Raw genomic sequence first — 18,212 nt, forward strand, 5'->3', positions numbered from 1 at the left:
TCATCACATTTATGCGACTTGTTTAGTCTACTATTATTTTCTACAAATGTCAATACTTTTTTCAGTTTTTTTACAGATTTTTTTTACAGATTTTCTCTTTTTCCGTCAGCATATCTCCCCCTTACTTCCTGCTTTCCAGACCATTACCTGTAGATTTCTTCCCAATGCTCTTTTGTCATAACATTCGTATGTTCAACCCGCACCTCATGTAAAAGCGGCACAGGAACTTCATTACAGGTATGATGATAAACAAATCCCAGCTTTTCCTGCACTCTTTTTGATTTCAGATTGCCATCATAATAAGCGCACCAGATTGTTGTCATGCCAAGATCTTCAAATCCATGTCTCAATAACTCTCTAGAAGCTTCCGGCATATAGCCTCTTCCCCAGAATGGCTGTCCAAGCCAATATCCAAGCTCGCACTCATCGTCACGCTTTGTTTTATTCGTGTATCCATTCAGTTTCAGTTCCACAGCACCTATCGCAATATTATTTTCCTTTTCACAGATTGCGTAGCACTCTGCTCCATCAAATACATTTTTGATGACAGCTCTGCTTTCCTCCACACTCTTATGCGGCGGCCATCCTGCAGCAGGTCCGATCTCCGGATCTTTTGCGTATTCAAACAGACTTTCCGCATCTTCCTCTGTCCATTTTCTCAGTATTAATCTTTCGGTCTCCAGCATACTCTTCCACCTCAGTCTTGATATTTAAATTTTTAATAAATTTGTTTTCTTCAAATTCTATTCTATACGTTAATCTGCTGTCTCAGTATATCATAAGGATTTTATAGTTTCAACATTCCACATTTGCATGGTTATACGTAAAACGTATTTCAATAATTCATTTTTTCTATATATCGTCCTATTTATAGTTATTTTACACATTTCACCATATGCATTGACTAACTCATTCGTCATTTTGTACAATATTTTATATGGATAGCGACAAAATATATGGATACTAACAAATCGTCATTGTATAAAAGGAGGAAATGAAAATGGCTGATTATGAAAAAATGTGGGAAGACCTTGGGATGGATGTCAAAAATCATGACAATCTCTGTCAGGTTCTTCCGACAGCAGTTGGGGATGTATTTATGACACAGGAAAACCGCCCGAAGGCAATGGACTTCTGGGATATGGTCATCGCTGAGGTGCACGGTATCCGCCCGGCCGAACTCATTGAAGAGCAGAAAAAAGGACGCAAGGTATTCGGAACCTTCTGCGTATATGTACCGGATGAAGTAATTATCGCTGCAAATGGTATCGTAACAGGACTTTGCGGTGGATCACAGTTCTGGGTTCCGGACGGCGAAAAAGTCCTTCCGAAAAATGTCTGTCCGCTTGTAAAAGCTTCTGTAGGAGCAAGACTTGGACGTACCTGTCCGTTCTTCCGTATCGCAGATATGTATGTCGGGGAAACTACCTGCGATGGCAAGAAGAAAGCTTACGAGATTCTCGGGAAAGACGTTCCAATGCATATTATGGACGTTCCACAGATGAAGCGTGAGAAAGATATTATCAAATGGAAAGAAGAAATTACAGATTTTGCAAAGATTGTAGAAGAATTCACCGGAAACGAAATTACACCGGAAAAGCTTGCAGAAGCGATCAGTATCTGCAATGAGAAGCGTAAAGCTCTTCAGAGAGTTTATGACTGCAGAAAATCAAAATGTCTGCCAATTTCCGGACGAGATGCTCTGCTCATGACCCAGATTTCCTTCTTCGATGATCCGGTACGTTGCGCCCAGATGTGTAACCGTCTGGCTGACGAACTGGAACAGCGAATCAAAGATGGCGTATCCGTTGTACCGGAGGGTACAAAACGTATCCTGATCACAGGAACACCTCTTGCAGTTCCGAACTGGAAATTACATAACATCATCGAGACAAGCGGCGCTGCTGTTGTCTGCGAAGAGATGTGTACAGGAACAAGATATTTTGAAAATCTTGTAGACGAATCCGGTGAAACGCTGGATGAACAGTTCATGAATCTGTCCAAACGTTACATGAAGACAAACTGTGCATGCTTCACACCAAATACCGGACGTATCGACGATATTCTCCGTATGGTAGACGAATATCAGGTAGATGGCGTCATCGACTGCAGTCTGATGTTCTGCTGCCTGTATGACACAGAAAAGCTTGCAGTTTCAGAAGCACTGAAGGCGAAAAATATTCCGGTACTCTCTCTGGAAACAGATTACACCGATAAAGATGCTGAACAGCTTCGTACAAGAATCGGAGCATTTGTGGAGATGCTGAATCAGTAAAATGGAAGAAAAAAATAAACATATCCGCTATTATATTCTCTTTGACAATCACACACAGGGCATGATGCTCCATGAGCTTCTGGATAAGCAAGGTCTTCCTAACCGGATTGCACCTGCCCCACGTGACACTGACGGCAAAGCAGCCTGCGGGATGGCGCTTCTGATCCATCCGGATGACATTGATGCAGTCAGGACATGCATCGAAGAGAATCATGCGGAATATGTAAACATCGTTCCATTGGAAAATCAGTTGCAGAAAAAGAGAGACCGATATTGTTAAATGCAGAGTGTATGATAAATGAGGAGAAAGCGAAAAGCTCTCTCCTCATTTTGACTCATCATATTCAAAAACCGCTGAATCATCTCATTTTCAGCGGTTTTACAGGTATGGACCTGAGGGGAATCGAACCCCTGTCCGAAAGCTCTTCCATAAAGGCATCTCCCATCACAGTCATTCTTTTGACATTCCCTCCATAAGCCGCCGAACAACAGGCTACTTACTTTAGTAGCTTCATAAATTCTTCCATTCCCTCAAAGCTTTGGAAACGAAGTGCCTCATCTGGTCGAAGCCGGTTACTTAAGCGATGAGAGACTCAAGACCGACTGCTGCAACTAGGCAGCGTACGCTAAATTTTCGTCTGCGTTTATATTTAGTTGGAACTTTTAACGTAGTGTCCCGCTACGGATGGCTTCCTTGACTTCCGTGCCCCCGTCGAAACCAGTACAAGCCCTGGTTCTTGGAAGCCGTATCATCAAAAATACGCTTCTGCAAACAAGATCCGTTCAGAAGTCAGCCTTCTGCTCTCCCATTTGCTCTATATATTATATGCGGACATCCAGGCTCATGTCAAGGCATCTCCGCATATAATTTACTCACTCTGTCATTTTACGCTTCTTTTGTCTTTCCCACTTCCAGCATTCCGCTCTTTGCAAGTGCCGGTCTCAGCGCATTGTAGATGATCACTACAACAATCGTAGAAAGAATCGCATTTACAAAGGTAGCAGCTGCGCTCCACTTTGCAAGAACCTCTGCCATCTGCTGCGGCTGTCCCAGAATGTACTGTTTGTAAAAGTATCCGACGATCGGATCTGCAATAACATTAAATGCAAGTCCGGCAACAGAAGCCAGCAGGCTCCATTTGAAAATGTATTTCTTGTCGGTGCTTTCATTGATCTTTGCGATCTTATGCGCTACAAGTCCTGTGATCAGTCCGATGCAGAGCTTCAGGATAAATGTCTTCGGTGCTCCGGTAATATAGATCGGATCCATCACATCCGCGATTCCCATTCCGATCGCTCCTGCAAGTCCGCCGTACCAGCCGCCCAAAAGAAGTGCGGCAAGCACACAGAACGCATTTCCAAGGTGGATTGATGTTGCATCTCCTCCCGGCATCGGTATTTTAATCTGCAGATACGTAAAGATTACGTAGCAAAGTGCAGCAAACAGCGCTGTCTGTGCAATTTTCATAACGGTTGAATTTGTTTTCATAGTCTGTCCCATCCTTTCTTATTCCTTTTGAAACACTATAGTACATTGATTCATCAGGTTATTGAACATTGTACCGCGTCACTGTCTCTGTAAAAATATACAATTTTCACTTTTTTCAAGGGGACAGTTTTGTTTTATCCGAAATTGCGGATCTTGAATTCTCTTTCTGCCTCACGCTTCTGGTCTTTTTTCGCGATATCATCACGCTTATCATATAGTTTTTTACCTTTTGCCAGTCCGATCTCTACCTTGACAAGACTCTTGCTGAAATACACCTTCAGTGGCACGATCGCCATTCCTTTTTCCTTGGTCTTGCCGATCAGTTTGTTGATCTCCGATTTGTGAAGAAGGAGCTTTCTCACACGCAGAGGATCTTTATTGAAAATATTTCCCTTTTCGTATGGGCTGATATGCATTCCATAGATGAACACTTCCCCATCCTCAATACGGATAAAGGATTCTTTGATGCTGCATTTTCCCATGCGGAGGGATTTTACTTCCGTACCTGCAAGTGCAATTCCCGCCTCATAAGTATCCAGGATAAAATAGTCATGATACGCTTTTTTATTGTTCGCAATCATCTTGCCCTGCGCTTTTGCCTTAGCCATCTTCTCTCTCCTCTTTTCTTTCCTTTACAAGTCTAAAATCAATGGTTCTTGATATCTCATCACAATCGATCATCTTCACACGCACCTTCTGCCCCAGCTTATAGGTCTTTCTGATATGGGAACCGATCATCTGATAATGTTCTTCGTCGTAATCATAATGATCGTCCGTCATATTGGTAACATGTACCAGCCCTTCTACGGTATTCGGAAGCTCTACATAGATTCCCCACTTTGTGATACCCGAAATAACTCCTTCAAATTCCTGTCCGAAGAAATTCCGCATATACTGTACCTTCTTCAGCTTCAGCGTCTCTCTCTCTGCCTCATCCGCACGGCGCTCTAAGGAGCTTGTCTCCATCGCCACCTCCGGCAGGATTTTTTCATAATGATTCCTCTTTGCATCGTTCATCCTGCCTCGAAGATTATCTTTGATGATCCGGTGGATCTGCAGATCCGGATAGCGCCGGATCGGTGAAGTAAAATGCGTATAATACTGGGTCGCAAGTCCGAAATGTCCGTCATTATCCGGCGAATATCTCGCCTGCTTCATCGAACGGAGTGCAAGCCTTGAGATCATGGCTTCTTCCGGAGTCCCCTCGATCTTATCCAGAAGCTTCTGGACTTCCTTTGGACGGATCTCCTGTCCTCCCTGCATATGCATGGTATATCCGAAATTCTGCAAAAATGTCACAAGTTTCTTCATCTTATCATCATCCGGTGTTTCATGCACACGGTATAAGAATGGAATCTCCTGCCAGAAATAATCCTCTGCAACCGTCTCATTTGCAACAAGCATAAAATCCTCGATGATCTTCGTTGCCACGTTGCGGTCGTAAGCCTTAATATCCACCGGCTCACCGCTTTCATTTAAAATAATCTTTGCCTCCGGAAAATCAAAGTCGATTGCCCCTCTTCTGTGGCGTCTTTCTCTCAAAATGTGTGACAGTTCTTTCATCAGCTCAAACATCGAGATCAGATCATGATATCGCTCGCATTCTGCCTCATCCCGATCCTCAAGAATCTTTTTCACACTGGTATAGCTCATGCGTTCATCCACATTTACCACAGTTTCTGCAATCTGGTGATCGATTACATTTCCCTTCGCATCAATGGTCATGATACAGCTCAGTGCCAGCCGGTCCTCGCCTGCGTTTAATGAACACATTCCATTAGACAGAACTCTTGGCAGCATCGGGATCACACGGTCTGCCAGATAAACACTGGTACCTCTTTTCAGTGCTTCCCGGTCAAGGGCGCTGTTCTCCTGCACATAATTGGTCACATCAGCGATATGCACACCCAGAATATAACGGTCTCCCTCTTTTGTCAGAGTGATCGCATCATCCAGATCCTTCGCATCCTCGCCGTCGATCGTCACGGTCTGCCAGCTCCGCACGTCTTTCCGTCCTGCCATATCAGCGGTCGTCACTGCTTTTGCCACACGCTCTGCCTGATTCAATACCTTCTCCGGAAATTCGGTTGGCAGATCATATCCTTTGACAATCGACAAAATATCAACTCCCGGATCGGTCACATGTCCCAGGATCTCTACGATCTTTCCTTCTGGCTTCTTTCCATTCTCCCCATAAGAGGTCAGCTCGACCACAACCTTATGCCCGGTCACAGCTCCTTTAGAACGCTCTGCCGGTACGAAGATATCCTGCAGGAAACGCTCATTATCCGGCACAACGAATCCGAAATTCTTCCGGCTCTGATAATAGCCGACGATCCGCTGGATTCCCCTCTGTACGATCTTCGTGATCTTTCCTTCTCTTCGCTTTCCTTCCGGTGCTTTGGTGATGACAACCTCTACCTCATCTCCCTGCATGGCACCGTTCATATCATCTTCAGAGATAAAGATATCTTCACTCTCACCTTCCACAGTAACAAAGCCGAAGCCTCTCGCATTTGCCTGGAACATTCCCCGCAGCTGCTTTGCCTCACCTTTGATGTATTTTCCTTTCTGTGTGACATGTACCCTGCCTTCCTTTTCCAGGCTGTCCATGACAGCTTTGAGTTCCCCTTTCTGATCTTTCGGAACCTGAAGCAGCATCGACAGCTCTTTCAGCTTCATCGGCACATAAAATTCATCACAGATAAATTCATAAATAATTTTCTTTCTTTTTTCAAATAATTCGTCCATCTCTTCTCCTGTCAAAAAAGGAACACCCTATAGATACTATAGAGTGTTCCTCATCTTCTTTCAATCATTCGTTATGCAAAAACTTTCAGGTTCAAGACTGCTGCAAGTACGATAAACAGAATTGCTAAAAACTTGGTAGACTTAACAAGTGCGCCTTCCATAGAACGTCCTTTGTTCTGTCCCCAATAAGAATCTGCCATACCTGCGATTGTTCCAAGACCTGCTGACTTACCTTCCTGCATCAATACGATTACTGTCAATGCGATACAATCTATTGCAAATAAAATTAAAAGTACTGTTTTTAAAATTTCCATTACTAATCACACCTCCTGATGTTTGAACCACTCATGTATTTTACCATAAATCTACTTCCGATTCAAGCAAATTTCATGGATTTCAGTCTTTATTTTACCAGTTTGCTTCCTTTCAGCTTCACAACCCGGTCAATCCGGTTAATGGATGACATCCGGTAGGCATAAGCCCCCGACTCAAAAAGTGCATAAATGCTGCCACCATCCTGATAGATCTGTTCCAGTCTCTCTGGAAACTTGATCGTCTTATAAGCTTCGGAAGTTGACAAGATTCCATATCTGGAATAGTTGAAGATCTGTACCTCCGATGGCAGGATTCCCCAGGATCTGGTAAGCAGGATCTTATTGTTGTAAAATGCCATTCCCTGCACCTTACCAGAAATTACCTGCATACTGACCGCATAGGCAACCGGATCCGTCACGCCGACCGTCCGTTTCAGGTTCATATCTTCTTTTTCATACAAGGTACCGTCTGCATTGATCAGATATTTTTCAATGACACTGGCATTATCCTGTGTAAAGAATCCGACAAACAATGCACCGTCATGATACGTCATAAATGATGCCCGCTTGATCTTGTAAAGATTGTAAGACATATCGAATTCAATCGGATGATACCCATCATCAAAGGAATAGTTCTCCAGATGGGACAGCGTGATCGCATTTGCCTGCGCCCAAGTGGAACCCTGTCCTGTCACCCACAGGATCTGGTTCATCGTATCGTATGCCATTCCGCCCACATGTGCTTTGGTGTTCAGCACAATCTCTTTCACAAACCGTCTGCTTTCTTTGTCGATCACATAGATCACCGAATCATGTGCCTTTGTCTTACAATAAGCACTGACCAGAATATAATCCTCTGTAATTGCAAGTCCCTGTGGTGTCATGGATGTGCAAACTTCTGCTTCTCCGTCCCCTTTTACTTTCAGCGTTCTTGTTGACTTCAGACCAGGCACAACATAAGTCCCGTAGTAATTGTCTACTTCAGCTTCATCGCAGGCGTACTTATAAACAGTCTGGTTACGCTTCAGCGTTTTCAGATACTGCTCCATCGTGTAAACGGAATCCGTATTCGTCACCTTCCGGTTAGTTTCCGGCTCCATCTCGGTTCTGTACTGGAATGCGTAATACCAGTAGCTTCCTCCGATGATTCCCACAACCAGTAGAATACTGATGATACTGCGGATATGTCCAAGCATGGTCTTCTTTTTCCGGACCTTTTTCTTCTTTGCTTTTTTCTCTTCCTGTCTTACTTCCTCATTCTCAAGCTCTTGTTTATTCATTCATGCCCACTTCGTTTTTATATACTTTCTGTGTTGAAAATCCCCGTCCTCTGACCTCATTTACATTGCCAATGATCATAAATGCGTGCGGATCTATCTCCTGCACGATCTGGTTCAGCCGCATCAGTTCACGGTTAGATACAACGGTAAGGATCATCGGCTGATCCTTTCTCAAATAACCGGTCTGCGTGTAGACCAGTGTAGTTCCTCGGTCAAGCTTCTCCTGGATCAGATGGTTCAGCTTCTCATACTCTCCGGAAATGATCTTGACCTGTGTTCTGGTCGATCCCATCAGAAGCACTTTATCCAGCATCACCGTGTAAATCAGTACCAGAAGGATACCATAGATGACCTCTTCTTTATTGGTAAATACCATCTGGAAGATCAGAATTGCAAAATCAAATACATAAAGCATAACAGATACCGGAAGCCCGAATTTCTTATTCAATACCAGCGGTGGGATATCCATACCTCCTGTTGATGCTCCGCATCTTATAACAACTCCGATTCCAAGTCCGATCATCAGACCTCCACAGATCGTTGAAAGCATCTTATCGTCTGTGACGTTCTGTAATACCGGAACATTCTCCAGTATTCCCAGAATGATCGGATAATAAAACGTACTAACCAGTGTAGTAAGTGCAAATTTCATACCAAGCACTGCCGCCCCCAGAAGAAACATCAGTGTGTTGAAGATCAGTACAAATGTATGAATCTGTAATCCGAAATAATGGTTTACGGCAATTCCAAGCCCCGTGGTCCCTCCAGTAATGATATCATTCGGCAGGATAAACATTACAATTGCAAGTGCATATACTGTATTCCCAAATAAAATCAGGCACAGATTCTTCATGTTTGACATTTTCATATTACGCTCTCCTTGACATATGTATTTTGTCTGCAGATTTCCCCAATTTTCCGCAACCCAATACTTTATAGTATACTCGGTGCATGTTTTGTGGACAAGGAATTTTTTTATTTTATTCTCTTTTTTCGTTTCATTTGGTATACTGTGATTAAAAAGACAGGTTTTGATTTTCCAGGAAAAGAGGTTAGCAAGTTATGGACAAGATCAGACAGTTACAGGACATGATTAACGAGAGCAACCGAATCGTCTTTTTCGGCGGTGCCGGCGTCTCTACCGAGAGTAATATTCCGGACTTCAGGAGTGCAGACGGACTCTACAAACAAAAGTACCGCTACTCACCGGAGCAGATTGTAAGCCACAGCTTTTTCATGCAGCATACGGAAGAATTTTATGATTTTTATAAAGAGAAAATGATGTTCCTTGATGCGAAACCAAATAAAGCACATCTGAAGCTTGCCGAGCTGGAAGCCGCCGGAAAGCTGACCGCCGTTATCACACAGAATATCGACGGACTCCACCAGGCTGCCGGAAGCAAAAATGTACTGGAGCTTCATGGAAGTATCCACCGCAATTACTGCATGCGTTGCAAAAAGCAGTACAGTGCACGTTTTATAAAAGAATCGAAAGGAATCCCAACCTGCGACTGCGGCGGAACTATCCGCCCGGATGTAGTTCTCTACGAAGAAGGACTGGATAATCAGATTATCCAGAAAAGTATCCGCGCCATCTCAGAAGCAGATATGCTGATCATCGGCGGTACTTCTCTTGTAGTCTACCCTGCTGCCGGATTTATCGATTATTTCCACGGCAGATATCTGGTACTCATCAACAAGGATGCAACTGCCCGTGATGTAGGCGCAACTCTGACGATCCATGAGCCGATCGGAGAAGTATTAGACCGGATCCATGTATAGCCGGAGAATCCAAAAATCCTCTGCCTGCCCTTTCTAATGAAAGAGTGACAGAGGATTTTTCATTTTAACCGTTATACGTCTTAAAAAACTGATACAGATTGTCCAGTGCCTTTGTCAGAACCGGGATCTCTTCTTCATCCAGCGTCTCAACAACAGCTTCTACCATCTTCTTATGAAAATTCGCATGATGATGATATGCCTTCTCCCCTTTTTCCGTCAGCTTGATATTGACGATCCGGCGGTCTTCCTCACTCCGGTGGCGGACCGCATACTTTTTATTGACCAGACTGTTCATCGAAGTCGTCAGAGATCCTACGGTAATCCCAAGCTTCTTTGCGATCGTAGACATATTATTCCCGTCACCCAGACCGACCGCCTCAATGATATGCATATCATTGTTCGTCAGATCCTTAAACTCTTCTGTGATCACTGCTTTTTCTTCCAGTCCCCATATATCATTAAAAAGATGTACCAATATCTTATTGATGCTTTCGTATGCGTCCAATTCCCCTTCTTCTCCTTGCTGTGTCTTTTTCTAGTTCAATTATACACAGTCACCTAACAAAGAATCAATCACTTCTTTCACAGTTTCTATTTTTTCTGCTTTCCACACATCCGCTCCGCAGAACAGAAGTGCCTCCCCAATCTCACCTTTTGCCGCTTTGATTAGTGCTTCCGTGATACAGTATGGCACTTCCGCCGGGTTACAGTTTTTCAGACACCCAAGACATCTCTTAGGCTTCACCCTCTCTCCTGCCATTACATGACTGATAAATGGATTCTTAATTGCCCTTCCCGGCATTCCAACCGGACTTTTCACCAGAATGACATCCTCTTTCTTCGCATTCAGATAACTCTGCTTATAACTGAGATCTGCATCGCACTCCCAGGTCGTGACAAATCTTGTTGCCACCTGGACCGCATCTGCTCCTAATGAAAAGGCATGCTCTGCCGCATCTTTATCCGAAATTCCTCCGGCTACTGCCACCGGGATATGCACCTGATATTTTTGGGCGTACTTTCTGACCACTGCCATGATCCTCTCGATTTCATTATCATAACTTTCCTGTGTGTAAGTTTCCAGCTGCTCCCGGTCGAACCCCAGATGTCCTCCGGCTTTGGGTCCCTCGATCACAACCAGGTCTGCGGTCCTGGAAAATTTTTTATCCCAGTATTTTAAAATAACTTTAGCCGATTTTTCGGTCGATACGATCGGAGCGATCTTGGTACTGCTATTCTCCACAAGTCCCGGCAGCTCGATCGGAAGCCCTGCCCCGGATACGATCAGATCTGCTCCGGCATCCACTGCTGCTTTCACATGTTCATCATAATCCTTCAGCGCAACCATGATATTAAATCCGATCACACCATCCGGAGCCGTCTCTCTTGCTCTTTGGAATTCAGATCCAATTGCGCGGATATTTGCCGCCCTTGTATTCGTTTCAAAATCCGGTTCACGAAATCCGATCTGTGCGGTTGAGATGATCCCGACTCCGCCTTCCTTTGCAACCGCTCCGGCAAGCTGTCCAAGGCTCACACCGACTCCCATTCCCCCTTGAATGACCGGTCTTTTTACTTTCAAATCACCAATCACAAGTTCCGGTAATCCTTTCATTTTTCTTCTCCTCTACTACATCCTGCGAAATCTGTCATACCGCTTTTCGGTAAGTTCTTCCTTTGTCATTGCTCCATATTTTTTTAAAAAAATACTGATATAATCATCCATCGGATCTGTCACTTCTGTAAATGTTTCCAGATTGAAGTCTTCCGGCTCCGGAATCACCCGTTCCACGATACCTGCTTTCAGGAGATGATCTGCTGTCAGCTTCATCACACCTGCCGCCTCTTTTGCACGGCTGCTGTCCTTCCACAGGATACTTGCAAATCCTTCCGGCGAAAGAATGGAGTAAATCGAATTTTCAAGAAGCCACACTTCATCTGAAGTTGCCATCGCAAGAGCCCCCCCGCTTCCACCTTCTCCGATCACAACAGACAGGATCGGAACCTGAAGATTTGACATTTCAAATAAATTTCTTGCGATTGCCTCACCCTGTCCCCTCTCTTCTGCTTCCAGCCCGCAGAACGCTCCCGGCGTATCTACAAAACAGATGACCGGACGGTTAAATTTCTCTGCCTGTTTCATCAGACGAAGGGCTTTGCGGTATCCGTCCGGTGACGGCATCCCAAAGTTACGCTCGATATTTTCTTTTGTCGTGCGACCCTTTGCCTGCGCGATCACCGTCACCGGCATTCCGTGAAATCTTGCAATCCCGCCAATGATCGCCTTATCATCCTGGTAATAACGGTCTCCATGAAATTCCATAAAATCTGTAAACAATTCTTCAATGTACTCCGCACCGACCGGACGAGCCTTGTCTCTGGATAACTGCACCCGTTCCCATGGTGTCAGATTCTTCCGTACCGCCTGTGTTTCCTTTTCTTCTACTTCCGGCAAATCGTATGTCCTCTGCTTATGCATTGCTACAATTTCCGCCAGTGTCTCCCTAAGACGCGGACGCTCCACAATCTGATCCACAAATCCGTGCTCCTGAAGAAATTCTGCCCTCTGGAATCCTTTCGGAAGCTTCTGCCCTATGGTCTGTTCAATCACACGAGGACCTGCAAAACCGATCAGCGCCCCCGGCTCGGCAAGAATGATATCTCCAAGCATGGCAAAACTTGCCGTTACCCCACCGGTTGTCGGATCGGTCAGCACACTTACATATAAACAGCCTGCATCATGGTGTCTTTTCAGTGCCGCCGAAGTCTTTGCCATCTGCATCAGAGAGTGGATTCCCTCCTGCATTCTGGCACCTCCGGAACAGGCAAATATGATAATCGGAAGTCTCTCACCGGTTGCCTTTTCTACTGCACGGGTAATTTTTTCGCCAACCACCTTTCCCATGCTCGCCATCATAAACCGCCCGTCACAGACTGCAAGAACTACTTCATTTCCCGCGATCCTCGCTTTTCCGGTTACAACCGCCTCATCAAGCCCGGTCTTTTCCTGCAGTGCTTCTACCTTTTCTTCATAGCCTTTATAATGCAGCGGATTTCCCGAAGTAAGTCCCTTGTCCCACTCTTCAAAGGTATCCGCATCTGCTACCATTTCAATCCGGCGCATCGCATGCACACGGAAATAATTTTGACATTTTGGACAGATATAATACCCCTTCTTCACATCCTCTGTCAGAATGGCAGATTTGCAAACGTTACATTTTTTCAGAAGTCCCTCCGGAACCTCCGGTGCCATATGGGCAGGCTTTCCTTCGCCAAGAGATATATACCCTCTTCTGCTTGTTTTCTTGAACATATTTGACAGTTTCAAATTGCTTTACCTCCGCTTTTGTAGAGCTAACCTTGCCGATTCTTTGCTTCTTTTTCGGCAATAAATTCAATATCAAAATCTCCTGCCTGATACTTTGGATCATGCAAAATATCATATTGATAATCCACATTGGTATCAATGCCTTCTATAATTACCTCACCAAGTGCACTCTGCATCTTCCGGATCGCTTCAGTACGGTTCTTTGCAAATACGATCAGCTTTGCCAGCATATTGTCATAATATGGCGGTACAGTGTATCCACTGTAAATTGCTGAATCAATCCGCACCCCCTTTCCTCCCGGAAGGTACATATCGGTGATCGTTCCCGGACACGGGCGGAAATTCTTTTCCGGATTTTCCGCATTGATCCTGCACTCAATGGCATGACCGGTCAGTTTTACATCTTCCTGTGTAAAGGAAAGCCGCTGACCGTCTGCGATCCGGATCTGTTCCTTGATCAGATCGATCCCTGTCACCCATTCTGTGACCGGATGCTCCACCTGGATTCTGGTATTCATTTCCATAAAATAAAAATTCCCGCTCTTTTCCAGCAGAAATTCAATGGTTCCTGCATTTTCGTAATGTGCTGCCTTTGCCGCTTTTACCGCTGCTTCGCCCATTCTCCGGCGAAGCTCATCCGAAATCACGGCACATGGAGATTCTTCGATCATCTTCTGATGATTTCTCTGCACCGAACAGTCCCGTTCTCCTAAATGCACCACATTTCCATACTTATCCGCCATGATCTGAAATTCGATATGCTTCGGATGCTGCACAAAATGCTCGATGTACATAGTGTCATCCCCAAAAGCTGCCTTGGTCTCTTTCTGTGCGGTACGGAATGCCATGTCAAATGCGGCTTCATTTTCCGCCACACGCATTCCTTTTCCGCCTCCGCCGAGAGCCGCCTTTACGATCACCGGATAGCCAATCTCTCTTGCAACTTCTTTTCCTTTTGCTGCATCATAAATCGCTTCCCGGCTTCCCGGAATGATCGGAACCCCGGCATTTGCCATGGTATTTCTCGCCTCGGATTTATTTCCAAGCCTGCTGATCACTTTCGAATCCGGTCCAATAAAAATGATGTTGCACTTCTCACAAAGCTCTGCAAATTTCGTATTTTCAGAAAGGAAACCAAATCCCGGATGGATCGCATCTGCTCCCGACACGATGGTCGCGCTGATGATCTGCTCCATATTCAGATAGCTTTCCGAAGATGGTGCAGGTCCAATACAGATTGCTTCATCTGCAAGCTGTGTATGCAATGCTTCTTTATCTGCTTCTGAATAAACTGCAACCGTCTCGATCCCCATTTCCCGGCAGGCACGGATGATCCGAACTGCGATCTCTCCACGGTTTGCGATCAATACTTTCTTAATCATCTGTTTCCGCCTTCCCGATCATCAGAGACAACTCTGCCTTTACTGCAACTTCTCCATCCACTGATGCAACAGCTTCTCCGATTACCAGTGGTCCCTTCTGACGAATAATTCTTGCTTCCAGTTTTAACTTGTCACCCGGAACAACTTTTCTGCGGAACTTGCAGTTCTTAATCCCACCAAAATAACCGAGCTTTCCTTTATTTTCTTCCTGCATCAGAACCGCTACTGCACCGACCTGCGCCAGTGCTTCTACGATCAGCACTCCCGGCATCACCGGCTCCTGTGGAAAATGTCCGGCAAAAAAGTCCTCTCTGTAAGTCACACATTTATAGCCAACTGCATATTCCCCCGGCTCGTAATCTTCGATATAATCTACCAGCAAAAACGGATGTCTGTGCGGAATGATTTTCTGAATTTCCTTGATTCCCAAATGTTTCATGCTTTTCGCCCTCCATCCAGCTATGCGATTCGGAATAATGGCTGTCCGTATTCCACAGTTTCTCCATTTTTCACGAGTACTTCCGATACCACACCGTCAAAATCACACTCAATATCATTCATCAGCTTCATCGCCTCTACGATGGCAACCGTCTGTCCTTTTGCCACATGATCGCCAACTGCCACAAATGGTGCTGCCTCTTCCGACGGTGCTGCGTAAAAGGTTCCAACCAGAGGGGATTTGATCAGCTGCCCTTCTGCTTCTTTTCCTTTTTTCGGTCCATCCTCCGACTTCAGTGCCGATACTGCATTACTCTGCGCTCCTGGCACGTTTTGTACTGTCGTCAGCTGTGCTGCCCCTGTACTGACAACCATCTGTTCTTTTTCTTTCTGTATTTTCAATTTCACACCGTTTTCTTCATACTGAAATCCTGTCAGGTCCGAATCTGAAACGGTCTGAATCAGTTTTACCAGATTTTCTAATTCCATCCTTCTACCTCTATCCTTCATACTTCTTCAAAAGAAGGGTTGCATTGTGCCCGCCAAATCCAAGGGAATTGGTGAGCGCACATTTGATCTCTTTTTCGACCGGTGCGCCAACTGCATAGTTCAGATCACATTCTTCATCACATTCCCTGGTTCCAACGGTCTGATGGATAAATCCATCCTGAATAGATTTTACAGTAACGATACACTCTACCGCACCTGCCGCACCAAGAAGATGACCGATCATGGATTTCGTTGAATTCACAACCACATCCTTTGCCGCATCGCCGAATGCTTTCTTGATCGCATAGGTTTCAAACAGATCATTATGATGCGTGCTGGTTCCGTGTGCATTAATGTACTGTACTTCTTCCGGTGTCACGCTGCCCTCTTCCATCGCAAGCTCCATCGCCTTTGCCGCACCGCTTCCGTCTTCTGCCGGGGAAGTGATATGGTAAGCATCTCCGGTTGCCCCGTAACCTGCAAGCTCTGCGTAAATCTTTGTGCCTCTTGCTCTCGCATGCTCCAGCTCTTCCAGAACCACCACGCCGGCTCCTTCTCCAAGAACAAATCCACTTCTGTCTTTGTCAAATGGAATCGATGCACGTAGTGGATCTTCACTGGTAGTAAGTGCGGTAAGTGCGGTAAATCCAGCAATCCCCGTCGGACAGATACAGCTTTCCGTACCACCTGCAAACATTACATCCGCATCTCCGTACTGAATGGCACGAAGCGCATCCCCGATACAATTGGTTCCCGTTGCACACGCTGTAACGACATTGGTGCACTTTCCTTTAAGCCCAAGCTGGATCGATACATTTCCGGCTGCCATATTGGAAATCATCATCGGAACCATCAGTGGTGCCACCCTTCCCGGTCCCTTTTCCTGAATCGTCGTGTACTGCTTCTCAATCTGCTGCAAACTTCCGATTCCCGAACCGATGATCACGCCACAACGGTATGGATCCTCTTTTTCGATTTCAAATCCCGCATCCGCACACGCTTCCTTCGCCGCTGCAACCGCATACTGGGAAAATGTTTCCATTCTCTTCGATGCCTTGAAATCCATCCGTTCCTTTGCAACAAAGTCCTTGACTTCCGCTGCGATCTTCACTTTATATTCGGTTGTATCAAATTTTGTGATCGGACCGATTCCTACGGTTCCATTTTTGATACCGTTCCAGAATTCTTCTACTGTATTACCAATCGGGGTAATCGCTCCAAGCCCCGTAATAACAACTCTGCGCTTCATATTGCCTCCTTTGGTGGAAAATGTGTGGATTGGTAGGTTGTGACACCACTCCGCACAAATATTATCGGAGACATTCAGTTGTGCAAACCATTCCGACGAGCCTCCGAAATCAATCATTGTGTCAGCAATGGCTTCCACAATGATTTGAGTCTCATCTCCATTGCACAAAAATTGAATGCTTCCGATAATATTTGTGCTTCGTGGCACTCAAGTCTACTGTCTAAAACACGTTTTCCACGAAACATTTTTGGTGTGTTGTTGACTGTTTTTACTTTTTGAAAAAATTTATCATTTTTAACTTTTGATAAGTTACGATTTTAATTTTTACTATTGAATGCTCATTTGATCATTTCCTCTAATCAGATTTCTTACTCTTCCTACCCGCAGTACAAATGAAAACTAAAACTAATTTCTTCCCCTTCGCGATCCGCACTTGGTATATTGAACTACTTCACGGATGTAAAATGGTTTTCTCGACAAAGTTGAATGACAAACTGTACAAAAGATGTCATTCAAATTCATTTTTCGAGCAATGGAGATGAGACTCAAAGGATTGTGGAAGCCTTTGCTGACACAATCCTTGTTTTAGGAGGCTCATCGGAATGGTTTGCGAGTCTGAATTTGAAGGACATCTTTTGTACAATTTGTCCCTCAACCTTCTCTACAACCATTTTTACATCACCATTCCCCCATCGACCTGCAGAACCTGCCCCGTAATGTAACTCGCATGCTCAGACGCCAGAAACGCCACTGCCTTCGCGACATCTTCTGAGTGTCCCATTCTGGCAAGAGGGATCTGACCTCTCATTTCTTCTTTGAGCTTATCGGAAAGAACTTCTGTCATCTCCGTTTCAATGAAGCCCGGTGCAACCGCATTAACCGTGATTCCGCGGGATGCCAGTTCTTTTGCCGCAGATTTGGTCATTCCAATAATTCCTGCTTTAGATGCAGCATAGTTTACCTGACCGGCATTTCCGCTGATTCCAACTACAGATGCAAGATTGATGATCTTTCCGCTTCTCTGCTTCATCATCTGTCTGGATGCAAAACGGATGCAATGGAAAGTTCCTTTCAGATTGACATCAATGACATCGGAGAAATCTTCTTCACTCATACGCATCAGCAGACCATCCTTTGTGATCCCTGCATTATTTACCAGAATATCGATTCTTCCAAACTGCTCAATCACTGCTTTTATAAATGCTTCACATCCCTCGTAATCTGCCACATTGCACTGCATACACTGGGCACATCCACCCTTTTCTACAATTTCATGTTTTACTTCATCTGCTTTTGCTTCAGAACCATTGTAATTGATCACAACTGTTGCTCCTTGTGCAGCCAGCTCCTTCGCAATTGCCTTTCCAATTCCACGGGACGCGCCGGTAACCACCGCGATCTGTCCTTCCAAATTTGCTCTGTCTGTCATATGCTT

General features: G+C 45.0%; 18 protein-coding genes and 1 other RNA gene. 3 read left to right on the forward strand and 16 right to left on the reverse strand.

The features are described 5' to 3' along the window. Positions 1–143: 143 nt before the first annotated feature. Entirely contained in the window at positions 144–686 is a 543-nt protein-coding gene (locus PG840_RS03875; protein WP_195509173.1) for a GNAT family N-acetyltransferase, read from the reverse strand. Positions 687–1,000: 314 nt separating this feature from the next. Here PG840_RS03875 and PG840_RS03880 point away from each other — a divergent pair, with 314 nt between their 5' ends. Next, complete coding sequence (locus tag PG840_RS03880) at positions 1,001–2,275, forward strand: double-cubane-cluster-containing anaerobic reductase (protein ID WP_117557690.1); 1,275 nt, start codon at positions 1,001–1,003, stop codon at positions 2,273–2,275. Position 2,276: 1 nt separating this feature from the next. After that, the gene (locus PG840_RS03885) at positions 2,277–2,555 is read left to right on the forward strand and encodes a DUF3343 domain-containing protein (protein WP_055156326.1); all 279 of its coding nucleotides are present in this window, start codon (positions 2,277–2,279) and stop codon (positions 2,553–2,555) included. Positions 2,556–2,660: 105 nt separating this feature from the next. On the opposite strand, the gene ssrA is transcribed toward PG840_RS03885, so the two are convergent. From ssrA to PG840_RS03920, 7 genes are all read right to left on the reverse strand, one after another. Further along, positions 2,661–3,006: a transfer-messenger RNA gene (ssrA, locus tag PG840_RS03890) on the reverse strand. Between the two features lie 155 nt (positions 3,007–3,161). Continuing rightward, the gene (locus tag PG840_RS03895; protein ID WP_044999095.1) at positions 3,162–3,764 is read right to left on the reverse strand and encodes an ECF transporter S component; all 603 of its coding nucleotides are present in this window, start codon (positions 3,762–3,764) and stop codon (positions 3,162–3,164) included. Between the two features lie 134 nt (positions 3,765–3,898). Next, positions 3,899–4,372, reverse strand: coding sequence for an SsrA-binding protein SmpB (gene smpB, locus PG840_RS03900; protein WP_055156322.1), 474 nt, complete (start codon positions 4,370–4,372; stop codon positions 3,899–3,901). Beyond that, positions 4,365–6,515 (reverse strand): ribonuclease R, encoded by a 2,151-nt coding sequence (gene rnr / locus PG840_RS03905; RefSeq protein ID WP_270205631.1) that lies wholly within the window; start codon positions 6,513–6,515, stop codon positions 4,365–4,367. Before rnr ends, smpB begins: the two co-directional genes overlap by 8 nt. Before the next feature lie 71 nt (positions 6,516–6,586). Continuing rightward, the gene (gene secG / locus PG840_RS03910; RefSeq protein WP_008372776.1) at positions 6,587–6,829 is read right to left on the reverse strand and encodes a preprotein translocase subunit SecG; all 243 of its coding nucleotides are present in this window, start codon (positions 6,827–6,829) and stop codon (positions 6,587–6,589) included. Positions 6,830–6,918: 89 nt separating this feature from the next. Then, positions 6,919–8,109: a YncE family protein gene (locus PG840_RS03915; RefSeq protein ID WP_117823475.1), complete on the reverse strand. Its 1,191-nt coding sequence runs from the start codon at positions 8,107–8,109 to the stop codon at positions 6,919–6,921. After that, positions 8,102–8,977 (reverse strand): YitT family protein, encoded by an 876-nt coding sequence (locus PG840_RS03920; protein WP_117557687.1) that lies wholly within the window; start codon positions 8,975–8,977, stop codon positions 8,102–8,104. The genes PG840_RS03915 and PG840_RS03920 overlap by 8 nt, the downstream gene beginning before the upstream one ends. 194 nt (positions 8,978–9,171) lie before the next feature. On the opposite strand from PG840_RS03920, the gene PG840_RS03925 reads away from it, so the two are divergent. Further along, positions 9,172–9,891 (forward strand): NAD-dependent protein deacylase, encoded by a 720-nt coding sequence (locus PG840_RS03925; protein ID WP_270613368.1) that lies wholly within the window; start codon positions 9,172–9,174, stop codon positions 9,889–9,891. A gap of 64 nt (positions 9,892–9,955) precedes the next feature. Here PG840_RS03925 and PG840_RS03930 read toward each other — a convergent pair whose 3' ends face one another. From PG840_RS03930 to fabG, 8 genes are all read right to left on the reverse strand, one after another. Then, a complete protein-coding gene (locus PG840_RS03930) occupies positions 9,956–10,396 on the reverse strand; it encodes a MarR family winged helix-turn-helix transcriptional regulator (RefSeq protein ID WP_117557686.1) in 441 nt (146 codons plus the stop codon). Positions 10,397–10,435: 39 nt separating this feature from the next. Next, the gene (locus PG840_RS03935; protein ID WP_270613369.1) at positions 10,436–11,506 is read right to left on the reverse strand and encodes an NAD(P)H-dependent flavin oxidoreductase; all 1,071 of its coding nucleotides are present in this window, start codon (positions 11,504–11,506) and stop codon (positions 10,436–10,438) included. 15 nt (positions 11,507–11,521) lie between these two features. Then, complete coding sequence (locus tag PG840_RS03940; protein WP_270613370.1) at positions 11,522–13,219, reverse strand: acetyl-CoA carboxylase carboxyltransferase subunit alpha; 1,698 nt, start codon at positions 13,217–13,219, stop codon at positions 11,522–11,524. A gap of 26 nt (positions 13,220–13,245) precedes the next feature. Continuing rightward, a complete protein-coding gene (locus PG840_RS03945; RefSeq protein ID WP_270613371.1) occupies positions 13,246–14,601 on the reverse strand; it encodes an acetyl-CoA carboxylase biotin carboxylase subunit in 1,356 nt (451 codons plus the stop codon). Continuing rightward, positions 14,594–15,040 carry a 3-hydroxyacyl-ACP dehydratase FabZ gene (fabZ, locus tag PG840_RS03950; protein ID WP_008372752.1) on the reverse strand — a complete coding sequence of 149 codons (447 nt, stop codon included), beginning with the start codon at positions 15,038–15,040 and terminating at the stop codon, positions 14,594–14,596. Before fabZ ends, PG840_RS03945 begins: the two co-directional genes overlap by 8 nt. Before the next feature lie 20 nt (positions 15,041–15,060). Continuing rightward, positions 15,061–15,528: an acetyl-CoA carboxylase biotin carboxyl carrier protein gene (gene accB, locus PG840_RS03955; RefSeq protein ID WP_118199674.1), complete on the reverse strand. Its 468-nt coding sequence runs from the start codon at positions 15,526–15,528 to the stop codon at positions 15,061–15,063. 10 nt (positions 15,529–15,538) lie between these two features. Then, positions 15,539–16,777 carry a beta-ketoacyl-ACP synthase II gene (fabF, locus tag PG840_RS03960; RefSeq protein WP_270613372.1) on the reverse strand — a complete coding sequence of 413 codons (1,239 nt, stop codon included), beginning with the start codon at positions 16,775–16,777 and terminating at the stop codon, positions 15,539–15,541. 673 nt (positions 16,778–17,450) lie between these two features. Beyond that, entirely contained in the window at positions 17,451–18,206 is a 756-nt protein-coding gene (gene fabG / locus PG840_RS03965) for a 3-oxoacyl-[acyl-carrier-protein] reductase (protein ID WP_270613373.1), read from the reverse strand. Positions 18,207–18,212 lie beyond the last annotated feature (6 nt).

This window comes from Coprococcus sp. AM97-35 (assembly GCF_027697525.1).
GTDB lineage: Bacteria > Bacillota > Clostridia > Lachnospirales > Lachnospiraceae > Allocoprococcus > Allocoprococcus comes.